Origin of the sequence: Clostridium magnum DSM 2767, assembly GCF_001623875.1 — a bacterium.
GTDB classification, from domain to species: domain Bacteria; phylum Bacillota; class Clostridia; order Clostridiales; family Clostridiaceae; genus Clostridium_AM; species Clostridium_AM magnum.
Window position 1 is genome coordinate 190,894 of the sequence record NZ_LWAE01000002.1, and the last position, 15,243, is coordinate 206,136.

The following is a 15,243-nucleotide window of genomic DNA, read 5'->3' on the forward strand; positions in this document are numbered from 1 at the left end:
TTCTATATAACTTCATAAAGATCGAAGAATAGAGATAACTGCAGCTGCTAGATGTTACTTTAAGATATCAAACCCTAAATTAGTTAACATTTCTTTATCCTGTGCAGTGTTATTACCTACAGTGGTTAACATGTCCCCAGTGATTGTAGCATTAGCACCAGATAGAAACATCTTTGTGCCGCCATCTTTAAAGTAGCTTCTGCCTGCTGCCATACGAATATATGCAGTAGGATTAATATAACGAAAAATAGCAATTGTTCTTAAAATATCATTCTCAGAAAGAGGCTCCAAATCTTCATAGCAGGTCCCTTTAATAGGCATAAGTGCATTGATAGGAATGGACTCTATTTGTAATTCTGATAAGCTTACAGCCATATCAATACGGTCATCCCAAGTTTCTCCCATACCTATGATACCGCCAGAGCAAACTTTAAGACCCACTTTTTTTGCCAACTGAATTCCGTTAATTTTATCCTCATATGTATGAGTTGTACAAACGTTAGGAAAGTTACGTTTAGAGGTTTCTATGTTTGCATGATACATTGAAACGCCAACTTCTTTCAAACGAATAAATTCCTCTTCAGTTAAAAGGCCATGGGAGGCACAAAGGTCAATAGTGCATTCCTCATACATTTTTTTGTATGACTCAATTGCTTTATCAAAATCCTTGCCTGTTAAGGATCTGCCAGCGGTAACAATAGAATAGCGGTGTACACCATTAGCTTCATTTCTTTTGCAGTCTTCTAGAATTACATCTGAGTGTAAAAATTCATACTCTTTAATTCCAGTGTGATGATGAGCAGACTGGGCACAGAATTTACAGTTTTCACTACAACGGCCGCTGCGACCATTGATAATGGTACAAAGATCAACCTTGTTGCCACATAGTGCTTCACGAATCATATTGGCGCCTTCAAGCAGTTCATCCACATCTGCGTTTAAAAAGAAACTGAAATCTTCTCCTCTTTTTAAACGTCTACCTGCAATAATCTCTTTTGCTAAATCTTTCATATTAACTTCCTCCATATAAATACTTAAATATAAATAAAACATACTAAGATTAACTAAAACTAAATGAATGTCCCATATCGATTACACTTTCATAAAAACAACGATTTTCACATATTGAAGTATATATGAATAGAAAATAATTGTCAACTAATTTCTTAATATGGTGGTTGACGATGGCGCTTTAGTATAATTAAAAGATTGAGGAAACTGATGGCCAGCTCTTGGGATTTATACTTTATCAAAGTATAAACTATTTGAACGATTGTAATTTAATAATACATACATTATAATGAAGACGTACAATACTGACAGTTTGTTAACTATATAGAATATTAAGGAAGCTGATTATATGAATCAATTGTTTGAGAAAATTGAAACTACAGATTTAAGACCAATAAGAGAAATAGTTTTAGAAAGGCTCCGACGTGCCATTATTGAAGGTACTCTTGAGCCGGGAGATAGGCTAGTTGAGACTTACATAGCAGAAAACATGGGCGTTAGTAGAACTCCTGTTAGAGAAGCCTTTAGGCAACTTGAGATTGAAGGATTAGCTGAGAATGTACCAAGAAAAGGAACCATTGTTAAGGGAATATCGAAGAAAGACATTCTTGAAATCTATGAAATTAGGGAAATGCTTGAAGGGCTAAGTGCCAGATTAGCATGTGCTAATATTTCGAAAGAGCAAATAGAAGAATTAAAACACAAAATTTCCAAGATGGGACAGCTAATTGATAGTAGAGATAGTACAGAATACTGGAAGTTACATGGTGAGTTTCATAATATTATACAACATGTTAGCGGAAATAAAAGACTTATAGATCAAATGAAACAAATTAATGAATATCTAGCAGATTTGCGTACTAGGACTTTAGTTATGGATAAGAGAAGAAGTGGAGCTATGGAGGAACATAAAAAATTAATAAAGGCCTTTGAAGAAAAGGATGAAATGTTAGCTGAAAAAATAGGTAGAGAACACGTAATTAATGGAAGAGATTTCTTATTTAAAGAAACTAAGTTCCTTTAAGGCTATTTAATACAGGTGTTTCCCTAGTTTTGAAGGGATACCTGTATACATTGCTATTAAAGTATGCTTAAATCTACAATTTAACTTATATTATCCTAACCAGTTGTATGCAAATGAAGGGTTTTATAAAAAAATTCGCTAAAAAATAAATAAAATCGACAAAAAATTCTTCAAAACGATTGCAAAAAAAATAATAGTATATTATAATTGTTTCATAAAGTCGATTGTATACACGTATACGTGTATACAATCGGTTGCAAAAAATAATTTTTTAGAATACAAATAAGATTTGATACTTACGTGAAGTGTTGATATATAGGAGAGTCTAAAGTTATCCTGCTAATTGTATACAGGTATACATTATTTACTGAAGTAGTCTATTAATTAGGAAAGGAAGGTAAAGGATAGTGGGTAAGAATCTAACTAGAAAGATTTTTGAATCACATCTAGTAGAAGGAAGAATGGTTGCTGGTGAAGAGATAAGGATTAAAATAGATCAAACTTTAACACAGGACGCTGCCGGTATAATGGCATACGTGGCTTTTGAAGCATTAGAATTACCAAGGGTAAGAACTGAAGTCTCAGTAAGCTATGTAGATCATAATACACTGCAAGTAGGATTTGAAAATGCTGATGACCATATATTTTTAAAGACTAGTGCTGAAAAGTTCGGAGTTTATTACTCTAAACCAGGAAATGGAATATGTCATAAAGTTCACACTCAGAGATTTGCTGTGCCAGGAAAGACTCTTTTAGGTTCAGATAGCCACACGACTACGTCAGGAGCATTAGGTATGATAGCTATAGGAGCTGGAGGAATGAGTGTTGCAATGGCTATGGCTGGAGAACCATTCCCTTTAGTAATGCCGAAAGTAGTTAATGTAAAATTAACTGGCAAACTAAGAACAGGGGTTTCGGCTAAGGATGTAGTTCTGGAACTTTTAAGAAGAATGACTATAAAAGGTGGCGTAGGAAAAGTAATAGAATATACTGGCCCAGGAGTGGAAACTTTAAGCGTAACTGAAAGACAAACAATTAGTAGCATGGGAGCAGAACTAGGGGCAATTACAGCTATATTTCCAAGTGATAAGATTTCTTATGAATTCCTGAAAGCTCAAGGAAGAGAAGAGGACTGGATAGAGCTTTCAGCTGATGAAGATGCTGAATATGATGAAGTGGTGGAAGTAAAACTTGGGGAACTGGAGCCAATGGTTGCGAAGCCAAGGATGCCTGATAAGGTAGTTAAAATAAGAGAACTTGAAGATACTAAAATAGACCAAGTATTCATTGGCAGTTGTACAAACTCATCCTATGGAGATTTAGCTAAAGCAGCGGCTATTCTAGACGGAAAGTGTGTGCATCCTGATGTAAGTCTATCAGTAGCAGCTGGATCAAAACAAGTATTTGAAATGATAGCTAGAGATGGAATTCTTCAAAAGTTAATTAGTGCTGGAGCTAGAGTTTTAGAGAGTGCATGTGGACCTTGTGTTGGTATAGGACAATCACCACCAACAGGTGGAATTTCTTTGAGAACTTCTAACAGAAACTTCATAGGAATAAGCGGCACTGTTAATGCACAGGTTTATCTTTCAAGTCCAGAAGTTGCAGCTGCTAGTGCTATAACTGGATTAATAACTGATCCTAGAGAGATAGCAGATTTAGAAGTCTTAGAATCAATAAAGGAATCAACTGATTATATTATTGATGATAGAATGATAATTGCACCTAGAGAAAATACAGAAGATGTTGTAATAAAAAGAGGACCTAATATAAGAACTTTGCCAGTAAGAGAAGGGTTAGATGAAGAAATAAACATTGAGGTGCTTATTAAGATAGGAGATAATATTACAACTGACGAAATTATGCCATTAGGTGCTAAAATTCTTTCTCTTAGCTCAAATATTCCTGCAATATCACAATATATATTTAATGTATTAGATCCTACGTTCTCTGAAAGATCAAAGGAAAATAATGGTGGAATTATTATTGCTGGAGAAAACTATGGATACGGATCAAGCAGGGAGCATGCTGCACTTGCACTTATGTATCTAGGGGTAAAGTCAATCCTAGCAAAATCTTTTGCTAGAATTCATCATGATAACCTTATCAATCACGGTATTTTACCATTAGTTTTTAAAGAAAAAGCCGATTACAAAAAAATATGCCCAGATGATACTTTGGTTATTAAAAGGGTTAAAGAACAAATAAATAGTGGTGAATTTATTGTGGTAAATGAAACAAAAGGATTTGAATTTAAGGTAGTAGCAATACTTTCAGATAGACAAAAAGAAGTAATATTAAGTGGTGGACAATTGAATTATATTAAGAGGCTACTATAAGCTTAATTGATATATTATAACTAACCAATAAATTGTATACAGGTATACAGTATAAGGATTGTATATTTGTATGCGTTAAATATATATAAATAAATATTTGAAGAATTAAAAATGATAGGAAATACGCTAAGTAATTACTTAGTATTAGGTATTCCTAAAGGAGGATGTATAATGCAAAAAATACCATGTACAATTATGAGAGCTGGTACAAGCAAAGGGGTGTTTATAAAGTTTGAAGACATGCCAAAGGATATAAATAAGTGGAGTGATTTTCTTTTAGATATTATGGGCAGCCCAGATGCAAGGCAAATTGATGGGTTAGGTGGAGCGAATTCCTTAACAAGTAAAGTAGCAATTATAAAAAAATCAGATAATAAAGAATATGATATCGAATATACCTTTGCTCAAGTTAGTTTAACAGACAAGCTTGTAGACTTTAAAGGAAACTGTGGAAACATTTCCGCAGGGGTTGGGCCTTTTGCAGTAAACGAAGGTCTTGTAGAAATTACTAATCCTATAACAGAAGTTAAAATTTTAAATACTAATACAAATAAGATAATAGGAGCAGAAGTTGAAATCGAGAATGGACAAGCTAAGATAGATGGAGATACTTATATTCCGGGAGTTCCTAATTCAGGATCACCAATTTATCTTTCTTTCTACGATTCTGAAGGCGCCGTTACTGGAAAGTTATTGCCTACAGGAAATGTAATAGATAATATTGAAACGTCAATAGGTAAGATTGATATTTCCATCGTAGACTCAGCAAATCCGCTAGTATTTATAAATGCTAGAGATCTTGGCTTAAAGGGTACTGAGTTACCAGATGAGCTTACAGAGGAAAATTTAAAGTTAATAGAAGAAGTACGTTCTATAGCTGCCGAGATGTGTGGCTTTGCAAGCAAAGAAGAAGCAACAAAAAAATCTCCAGCAGTACCAAAATCTACACTAGTATCAGCACCTGCTGAATATATAGATTTAAGTGGAAGCAAAAGAAGCAAGGAAGATATGGATTTAGTTATTAGAATGATGTCAATGCAAAAGCCCCATAGAGCTCTTGCAATAACAGGTGCAGTATGTACCACAGCAGCTGCAAGTATCGAAGGGACTTTAGTAAATAAATTAATACAAAAAGGAGATGATAAAATAAGGATTGCTCATCCAGGAGGCATAATGGAAACAGTGGCTAAAGTTAAGGATGGAAGAGTTGAATGTGTAAAGGTTGTGAGAACAGCAAGAAAAATAATGGATGGCTATGTTTATACAAGAGAAACATATAAATAAAATTGTATACAGGTATACTAGAATACAAGTATACAGTATTGCTGGCGAATAGTTGCCAAATGTATAATAGGTTATTAGGAACTAAAACCATAAAAAGTGACTTAAAAATTGAGCATAGTGATGGAATAATAGATTTATCAATAAAATATAAAAAAAATGGGAAAGGTATTATCATTAATTCTGTTTAAGGTCATAGAATTGCTAAAAAGATCATGACTGGTACAGATTACTATGATAATGAATAGGTGAGAATATGTTAGCACTTTTAGGATATACAATGATTATTGTATTTATGATACTTCTTCTTACAAAGAAAATTTCTCCCTTTGTAGGGCTGATAATGATTTCTTTGACTTTTGGAATAATAGTATGTCTTGTTCAAGGTGTACCAATTCTTGATGCCTTTAAGTGGATAAAAGAAGGTCTCTTCTACAAGGTAGTAGGTGGTAAAGTTAAAGCAGGAACCGCAGGAACTGCAGTATTACTATTATTTGCAATTTTATTCTTCAGTATTATGTTAGATGTAGGATTATTTGAACCTATGTGTATCGGACTTATAAAAATGGCAAAAGGTGATCCACTTAGAATTTGTCTTGCAACAGCATTTATATCTATGGTAGTTTCTCTTGATGGAGACGGTACTACAACTGTTCTTATCGTAACAGCATCCGTACTAACGTTATTTAAGAAGCTCAAGATGAATAAGCTTTATCTGGCACTGCTCATAGCTATACCAAACTCTATTTTAAATTATGTTCCATGGAGTGGTCCAATGGCAAGAGCGATGCCTGTACTTAATCTTGGAGCAAGAGAATTTTTCCTTCCAGTAGTACCTGGAATTCTTGTAGCACTTGTATATGCAACATATATGGCATGGAACCTTGGAATGAAGGAAAGAAAAAGGCTTAACTATCATCCAAGTAATTTAAAAGCAAATGGCGGTAATGCAGAAGTAGCAGCTACTGCATTAGCTGTAAATGAACATGATATTAATGAGATAATACATGAATTAAAAGAAAGTAACAAAGAGTTAAAGAGACCAAAGCTTTTCTGGTTTAACCTTGTACTTACAATTGGAGTAATGACTCTTTTAATTATGGATGTTATGGATGGTGGAGTTGTATTCCTTGTGGCAACAGCACTTGCACTAATGGTTAATTACAAGGATCCAGGACTTCAAGCAAAGAGACTTGTTGCAAATGGTGAAGAAGCATTAGGTCCTGTAAGCCTTGTGTTTGGAGCTGGTGTAATCATGGGAGTATTGAATGGTAGTGGAATGAGTGCTGCTATAGCAAATCACATTGTTTCAATAATACCTTCTTCAATGGGGGTTTATGTACCTTTATTCCTTGCATTAGTTTCCTTACCAGCACTTATTTTCTTGCCAAATGATGCATTCTATTTTGGAATACTTCCTGTTATAGCTCCAATAGCATATTCTTACGGAGCAACACCTGTAGAGGTTGGGGTTGCATCCCTTATAGGACAAGCAACAAGATTCTGTAGCCCATTGGTTGCATTCTTATATGTACTTGTTGAAAGAACAGAAGTTAACTTTGCAGATTATCAGAAGGCATTCTTTAAATGGGCACTTCCACTGTTCTTTATACATCTATTTATGGCAATAATAACTGGAGCAATTCCAATTCGTTAATGAAGTGAAACTTGAATCAGATGGGGTTTCAATCCCACCTGATTCCTAGTTGAACGAATCCAGGGACATAGCCGCTCGCAACGTACGCTTTGAAGAAGAGGGAGTATTAGAGCGGGTAGTCATCGGATAAAGAGAGATTATTTAAGGTAAGAAAAATTGGAGGATAAAAAATGGTAGAAGTTATTGAAAAAGGAGCTTATCTATACAAAGGTGAAAGTATAATAGGCTTTGAGAATGAAATTTCAAAAGAAGATTTAGCTCGTGTGTTAAAAGAAAAGGGAGAAAACCCTGTTGATTTAGATAAGTTAGTAAATCCCAAAGAAGCTAGTAAGAACACTATGGCGTACGATATCATTATGAAGCATAATACCTCAGGAGATTCAGAAAATCTAAAATTAAAATTTGATGCATTAACATCTCACGACCTTACTTTTGTTGGTATCATACAAACAGCCAAGGCAAGTGGATTGCAGCAATTCCCAATACCTTATGTTTTAACTAACTGTCACAACAGCTTATGTGCAGTTGGTGGAACTATAAATGAAGATGACCATGTATTTGGATTATCTGCAGTAAAAAAATACGGCGGAATATATGTACCTGCTAACGTAGCAGTTATACATCAATATATGAGAGAAGAAATGGCTTCATGTGGAAGTATGATTTTAGGATCTGACAGTCACACAAGATATGGAGCACTTGGAACTATGGCTATTGGAGAAGGTGGAGGAGAATTAGTTAAGCAACTTTTAAGCAAAACTTATGATGTTCCTCGTCCAGAAGTTATAGCTATATATTTAGAAGGAAAACCTCGCAAAGGAGTAGGACCTCAAGACGTTGCCCTTGCAATAATAGGTGCTACATTCAAAAAGGGTGTTGTTAAGAACAAGGTTATGGAATTCGTAGGACCAGGTGTATCAAACCTTTCTGTAGATTTCAGAAACGGTATTGATGTTATGACAACAGAAACAACTTGTTTAAGTTCTATATGGACTACAGATGAAAAAGTAAAAGAATTCTTTGAAGTTCACAAACGTCCAGAGGCATACAAAGAGATGGCTCCAGGAACTGTAGCTTACTACGATGGACTAGTAAAAATAGATTTGAGCAAGGTAGAACCTATGATAGCTCTTCCTTTCCACCCAAGTAATGTGTACACTATAGCTGAACTTAATAAAAACCCTGAAGAAATACTTAAAGCTGTAGAAGCAGAGGCAATTAAGCTTCTTGATAACCCAAAGATTAAATTCAATCTTACAGATAAAATTGTAGACGGAAGAATTAAAGTTGATCAAGGAATTATTGCAGGATGCTCTGGTGGAACTTTTGAAAATATATACAAGGCTGCAAGAATACTTAAGAATGCTTCAACTGGAGATGACTATTTCAATATGAATGTATATCCAGCTAGCCAGCCAGTATATTTAGAACTTCTAAAGAACGGTGCTTTAGCAGATTTAACAGAATCAGGGGTAATAATAAAGCCAGCTTTCTGTGGACCATGCTTTGGTGCAGGAGATACCCCATCAAACAATGCATTTAGTATTAGACATACTACAAGAAACTTTCCAAATAGAGAAGGTTCAAAGCCAGGAGTGGGACAAATTTCTTCTGTAGCTCTTATGGATGCTTTATCAATTGCAGCTACAGCTTTAAATGGTGGTTATTTAACACCAGCTACTGAAATAGACTTTGATGATGCTGAGCCAACTTACAACTTTGATCGTAAGGTATACGAAAATAGAATAAACCAAAGTTTTAACAAGGGTAATGCTGAGGCAGAATTAAAGTATGGCCCTAGCATAGCAGATTGGCCAGAAATGTATGCATTAGAAGATAATGTACTATTAAAAATGGTTTCTGTAATTCATGATCCTGTTACTACTACAGATGAACTTATACCATCAGGAGAAACTTCATCTTATCGTTCAGATCCTAATAAGCTTTCAGAGTTTACTTTAAGTAGAAGGGATCCTGAATATGTAGGAAGAGCAAAAGCAACTAGAGAGTTAGAAAAAAATAGACAAGCATTTATAAAGGGAAATGGGGATGCAGACGTTAAGGAAACTAGAGCTATACTAGCTGAGATAATAGGAAAAGATAATGTTACAGCAGAAGAAGTAGATAACTTTGTTAAAAATACTAGTGTTGGAAGCACTATATTTGCTGTAAAACCTGGAGACGGATCTGCAAGAGAACAAGCAGCTTCTTGCCAAAAGGTATTAGGTGGTCTTGGAAACATCTCTATAGAATATGCAACAAAGAGATACAGAAGTAACCTTATAAACTGGGGGATGATTCCATTTACGATTCCAGAATCAGAAGACTTAAACTTTGAAGTTGGAGATTATATATTTGTAGAAGGAATAAAGGAAAAAATCAAAGAAGGCATTGAGGAAATGGAAGCTCAAGTTATAAGTATTAAAGGTAATAGAAAGATCAAACTTCAGTTAAAGAATTTAACTAATGATGAAAAAGATATTATTTTGGCTGGATCTTTAATTAATTATAATGCTTCAAAATAATGACTATATGAACTGTACTTTATTAAATACACAAGTATAAAATAAAAATTTATTTCACTAAGGTCTGGCTTTTCAATGCTACATTGGAGTCAGACCTTGATAGATTTTATAGAGTTGATGAATCAAGGACAAAGTCAACTTGGAAAAGGTACAAATGCTACTTTTACTATTCCAATATAGTTTGGTATAATGTATTCTAAAAAAGAATAGATAGGAGTAGCTATGGAAATCCAGCAATTGAAGTTTTTTTTAGAAGTTGTAAAGTACAAAAATTTTACTATAGCTGCAGCAGAGCTTTGCATATCCCAGTCTTCTTTATCTAAGCATATTAAGGCTTTAGAGAATGAATTGGGGGTCAAGCTTTTAGAAAGAAGTGCACGAAGCGTAAAGCTTACGGAAGCAGGAAGTGAATTTTTTGATTTTGCCGATGGAATTATTCAGTCATATAATGAGATGCAGGTAAAAATGAACACGTATAAGGAGAAGAATAAAAAAAAGTTGACTATAGGCACAATCCCGGTAATGAGTCAGTATGGTATAACCTCTTTAATAGTAAGATTTACAAAGCAACATGTCGATATTGATATTAATATTATTGAGGACAGGAGTCCAGAAATATTAGCGTTACTTGATGCCTCAAAAATAGATTTAGCATTTATTCGTACCATTGCCTTACCAGGAGATACTTATAAAGTAAATCCACTCATAGATGATGATTTAATAATGATGGTTCCAAAGGGTCATCCTTTTGCTAAAAAGTCATGTATAGATTTATCAGAAGCTTCTAAGGAGAACTTTATATTTTTAGACTCCGGTCCTGGTATTTATGACCTTTGTGTGGAAGCATGCAAAACATCGGGCTTTGAGCCACATGTTTTGTATGAGTATAGCAGGATAGAAACCATTATTGGAGTTGTATCCGAGGGGATAGGTGTGTCATTATTGATGAGAAGAGTACTAGATTTCTTTAATAATCAAGATATAGAAATTGTTGAGCTAAGTCGGAAGTTTAGTACTACTATTGCCCTAGTATCATTACCACATAAGAAACCTTCTGACACGGTAAAAAAGTTTACTTCATATACTAAGGAATGGGTTAAGAATAACAAATTATAATTTTCTATAAGAAGGGATATATTCCAATGAGGAATATATCCTTTCTTATTATGAATTGTTCCAAAGGAGCATAGTAAACTATAATAAAATAAAGTCTAATTAAGCAAATTGATGTCGATAATTGATGTAATTTTAAGGAGGAAAATAACAATGCCTATTGGAGTAATAGTTAACGCCTGTTCAGTGCTTTTCGGAGGTTTGATTGGAGCATTTCTAGGAGATAAGATACCAGAGAGATTACGTTTAGCGTTGCCTCTAACCTTTGGCGCAGCGTCAATGGGAATGGGAGTAATTTATACAGTAAAATTAAAAGTACTACCTGCAGTTATATTAGCTTTAATCCTTGGAAGTGCCATTGGTGAATTAATTAGATTAGAAGAAAAAATCGGAAAGTGGGCTCAAAGTGCTCGAGGACCTATCGAAAAATTATTTTCAGGTAAGAAAACAAGTGCTGCTCAAGTAGAGGTTGCAGCTACTTCAGATAACCAAAATGCTTTTATGGAAAAGTTTGTTGGAATATTAATCTTGTTTTGTGCCAGTGGAACTGGTATATTTGGTGCATTAAATGAAGGAATGACAGGAGACCACTCAATCCTACTTACAAAGTCAATCCTTGATTTCTTTACAGCTGGAATTTTTGCAACAAGCCTTGGATATTTAGTTGGATTTATTTGTATTCCACAAATCATTATACTAATGGCATTATTCTTTGGTGCAACTTTTATATTACCAATGACTACACCAGCGTTAATTGCTGATTTTACCTCTTTGGGTGGTATGATTATGCTAGCTACAGGTCTTCGTATAAGTGGTATAAAAGCTTTCCCAGTAGCTAATATGATACCAGGGTTGATTCTTGTAATGCCAATATCACATCTTTGGACTACTTTTATACACTAGTAATTTAACTGTAGAAAGAGGCACAATAAAGATTAATGCTAAGGCTTTTTTAGTAGGAGAGGATTTATGTGTGATAACCTCAGGGGGAGATAGTCCCCATAATTGAAAGTATTAATAGTAAATGAGATTTTTCAAGACAAAGAGGCTTAAGCAAATCTGCATATATAATATAGATATGTTTAAGCCTTAAGAGATTACTTATATAAAAAAACTTTTAAGTTATCTTTGTTATCAAGGGTGGCGAGCAGAACGTTTTTTACCTCAGTTTGGTATAAGTTTTCTAAGTTGGAAACAACCCAGCCTTCATCCCTAGATGTTTGTTTTAGCTCCTTGAAATTAATTCTGCCTTCTTTAATAATTATCCTTGGCAAATTAAAAGATTCTGTTTCTATTTGTAAGGTTGAAGGAGTAATTGGTTCATATTTTGGATGCAAAAAAACAGAAATGTTTCCATCGGCTTCCCAAATTGCTAAGGAAACTTTTTCTACATCATCTATTTTTTGCTGGCGCAATTCTTCTATTAAAACATCAATGGATATTCTTGCTTTTTTTAACCCTTTATAAAGAATTTCTCCATCCTGTACAATTGTAATTGGTGAACTATTAATAAGTCTTCTTAAAGATGGAAATTTAAGAATGCTGAATATACTACAAAGGTATAGAGCTACTAATACAATTGTTGATATGATGGACCCTTTTAAACCAAGATGTTCATCAGACAAAGGATGGGCAATAATATTTCCAATTACTAAAGCAATAACAAAATCAAGGAGTCTTAATTGGGAGATGGTACGCTGTCCTAAGAGTTTTGCAACAGTAAGCAAAAAGAAAAAAGCAATAATAGCGCGAAGAATCCACTCAATGTTGGTAAGCGCTTCCTGACCCTGTAAGAAATTCATATAATATACCTCCTTTATTCCAAAGATTTAACACTTATGTTATTTTAACCAATAAATAATAAAAAATTATTTTTTCTTAATTTATTAGGCTAGAAAAGGTATTTACAAATAATTAGCTGCATTAACCAATATACTGTATATATAATAAACTTTTTATAAGGTTACAACTTCAGGTTGAAAAAAAGAAAATGTTGCAGTAAACATGTGTAGTAGTACAATAGAACCATCGTAAAAATTCATATTACGATAAAAGAATAGACTGGAAATTTTAATTTAACTAGTTAATTTACGGATGGGAGTGTTGGTTAGTGTATCTATATTATGAGATAATTTTAGAGTTTTCTTTGCTACCGTTAACTAATAACTTTAAGTTAAGTGAGCACGTTAAGGGAATAGGAGATTGTGCCCATAAATTTAATTTAGAAAATGAAGACAACAGTGTATTTCCATATGATATTGATAATAATAAATTGAGTTGTTTTTTAAGGGTAAATAAGAATACTGACAATACAATAGTTGTAGAAAGTTTTAAGAAATTATTATGTGATAATAGATTTGAGTGGTTTAGAGCAAATGAAAATATAGAACTGGAGAAAAGGGTAGAGACCCTTATGATTAGTAGAATAGAAAGAGAAGTTTGTGTATATATGTTAAAGGAGATCAGTGACATTAAGAGCCCTTTATTAAACGTTGAGGATTATGAGAAGTTTCTGAATTCGGAAAAAAGCTGCTGTAATGAAGAGGAAGATAGCAAACTTAATCTCAATGGCGCTTTTTCAATCTTTAAAGATATTGTAGGCTTACAAGAGTTTAAAAATGAGATGAAAGCTATTGCCAGGTTTGCTGATTACAGCAGGAAAATAAAAAATGAGTTCAATACAAAAGTTATGTTTCCCTATCATTATGTGTTTACTATTGATGAAGGAATGGGCATAACCTCTATATTAAAGCTTATGGCAGAATATCTTAATAAACTAGGCATTTTAAATTCATCTAGTGTTATAGAATACAAAAGACCTGCAGCCTCTGAGACAGGTGGAGAAAGTAAAATTGGACATTTTAGGGCAGTTAAAGATTATGGAATAGTAGCAATTGATGTAACGGGATATCTTGATGATACAGAAGCCTATTTCAATAAACTTATGGACATACTATGGGAGTTTAGAGGGAAAGTAATATTTGTATTTATAAATAGCTGCAGAGACGGATTAAAGTTAAACAGTCTTTTAGAAAAAATAAAAAGTAAAGTAAACTGTCATCACATTGATTTTAAGCCTTATACAGATGAAGAACTATTTAAAATTACAGACAAACTTCTGAATAATGATGGATTTCAGTTAGATGTACAGGCAAAGGAATATTTTCGAAGCATAATAGATACTGAAAAGGAAATGGGAAACTTTCAAAATATAAGGACTATCCAGAAGATAATTGATGAGGTCTGGGTAGAAAAACTGTTCAGGCTGAATGAGATGAACTTAAATGGGACTTATGATATTTTAACCGTAGAAGATTTTAAGGCAGTAGAAGATGATACTAATGTAATAAAAAAGGATATATGGGACGAGTTAAATGAAATTGTAGGACTTGATGAGGTAAAGAAAAGAATAAAAGAGATAGCAGCAAATACACGAATAAAAAAGAAATTAAGAGAGATAGGAGTAGCAGAGGGAAATAATTGTTATCATATGTTTTTTTTAGGAAATCCAGGTACAGGAAAGACCACTGTAGCAAGAATACTTGGGAAAATATTTAGACAAATAGGCATACTTGAAAAAGGAGAGGTTCATGAGGTAAGTCGTGAAGGTCTCGTAGGAAAGTTTGTAGGACAGACTGCACCTAAGGTGAGGGAAAAGGTAAAAGAGGCTTTAGGATCGATTCTTTTTATAGATGAAGCCTATAGTATTTTTGGTGGAGAGGATAAAGTGGACTTTGGTCATGAGGCAGTATCAACCTTGGTAAAAGAAATGGAAGATAATCGAGATAAGTTTATAGTTATAATGGCTGGTTATCCTAAGGAAATGGAGACTTTTATGAATATGAATCCAGGACTTAAGGAAAGAGTTCCCTACAAAATTGAATTTCCAAATTACGATGCAAAAGATTTAACCGAAATATTTTTCAAGATTCTAGGAAAGGATTATATACTTGAGTCTGGTGTATACGAAAAGATATATGAGCTATTCTTAAAGATTTGCAGTAACGCTGGGAAAAACTTTTCAAATGGAAGAGTTTCTAGAAATATTGCGGAGAGACTTAAGATTAAACATTCTATGAGAATATGTGAAGAGAATAGTTTCTCAAGGGAAGGTCTACTTAGCATAAAATTAAAGGATGTCAATGCTTTATATGAGGATGTTGATATACTTGATAAAATTAACAATTCTAGGGGGGAAAATAAGATAATAGGATTTAGGGATAACTAAAATAAACTTATCCAAGCACGTTTTCAAAATATAGCACATAATATAATTTGGTAACACTTTAAAGA

Annotated in this window: 11 protein-coding genes; 9 read left to right on the forward strand and 2 right to left on the reverse strand. The window is 33.6% G+C overall.

The genetic code is table 11. The annotated features are described in order from the left end of the window. Positions 1-54: 54 nt before the first annotated feature. Complete coding sequence (bioB, locus tag CLMAG_RS08545; protein WP_066621022.1) at positions 55-1,011, reverse strand: biotin synthase BioB; 957 nt, start codon at positions 1,009-1,011, stop codon at positions 55-57. Between the two features lie 349 nt (positions 1,012-1,360). Between bioB and CLMAG_RS08550 the strand changes: the two genes are divergently transcribed. The 8 genes from CLMAG_RS08550 (at position 1,361) to CLMAG_RS08585 (ending at position 11,853) form a co-directional block, all read left to right on the forward strand. After that, positions 1,361-2,035 (forward strand): GntR family transcriptional regulator, encoded by a 675-nt coding sequence (locus CLMAG_RS08550; RefSeq protein WP_066621023.1) that lies wholly within the window; start codon positions 1,361-1,363, stop codon positions 2,033-2,035. Between the two features lie 407 nt (positions 2,036-2,442). Further along, a complete protein-coding gene (locus CLMAG_RS08555) occupies positions 2,443-4,374 on the forward strand; it encodes an aconitate hydratase (RefSeq protein ID WP_066621024.1) in 1,932 nt (643 codons plus the stop codon). Between the two features lie 171 nt (positions 4,375-4,545). Next, positions 4,546-5,658: a 2-methylaconitate cis-trans isomerase PrpF family protein gene (locus tag CLMAG_RS08560; RefSeq protein ID WP_066621027.1), complete on the forward strand. Its 1,113-nt coding sequence runs from the start codon at positions 4,546-4,548 to the stop codon at positions 5,656-5,658. 59 nt (positions 5,659-5,717) lie between these two features. Then, entirely contained in the window at positions 5,718-5,846 is a 129-nt protein-coding gene (locus CLMAG_RS34225; RefSeq protein WP_278330055.1) for a hypothetical protein, read from the forward strand. A gap of 65 nt (positions 5,847-5,911) precedes the next feature. After that, the gene (locus tag CLMAG_RS08570) at positions 5,912-7,312 is read left to right on the forward strand and encodes a CitMHS family transporter (RefSeq protein ID WP_066621032.1); all 1,401 of its coding nucleotides are present in this window, start codon (positions 5,912-5,914) and stop codon (positions 7,310-7,312) included. Between the two features lie 170 nt (positions 7,313-7,482). Continuing rightward, a complete protein-coding gene (locus tag CLMAG_RS08575) occupies positions 7,483-9,837 on the forward strand; it encodes a hydratase (RefSeq protein WP_066621033.1) in 2,355 nt (784 codons plus the stop codon). 237 nt (positions 9,838-10,074) lie between these two features. Next, positions 10,075-10,953, forward strand: coding sequence for a LysR family transcriptional regulator (locus CLMAG_RS08580; protein WP_161486946.1), 879 nt, complete (start codon positions 10,075-10,077; stop codon positions 10,951-10,953). Positions 10,954-11,103: 150 nt separating this feature from the next. Beyond that, positions 11,104-11,853 (forward strand): DUF554 domain-containing protein, encoded by a 750-nt coding sequence (locus tag CLMAG_RS08585; RefSeq protein WP_066621037.1) that lies wholly within the window; start codon positions 11,104-11,106, stop codon positions 11,851-11,853. A gap of 194 nt (positions 11,854-12,047) precedes the next feature. On the opposite strand, the gene CLMAG_RS08590 is transcribed toward CLMAG_RS08585, so the two are convergent. After that, positions 12,048-12,752, reverse strand: coding sequence for a DUF421 domain-containing protein (locus tag CLMAG_RS08590; RefSeq protein WP_066621039.1), 705 nt, complete (start codon positions 12,750-12,752; stop codon positions 12,048-12,050). A 308-nt stretch (positions 12,753-13,060) separates the two neighbouring features. Between CLMAG_RS08590 and CLMAG_RS08595 the strand changes: the two genes are divergently transcribed. Continuing rightward, positions 13,061-15,178: an AAA family ATPase gene (locus CLMAG_RS08595; protein WP_066621041.1), complete on the forward strand. Its 2,118-nt coding sequence runs from the start codon at positions 13,061-13,063 to the stop codon at positions 15,176-15,178. Positions 15,179-15,243 lie beyond the last annotated feature (65 nt).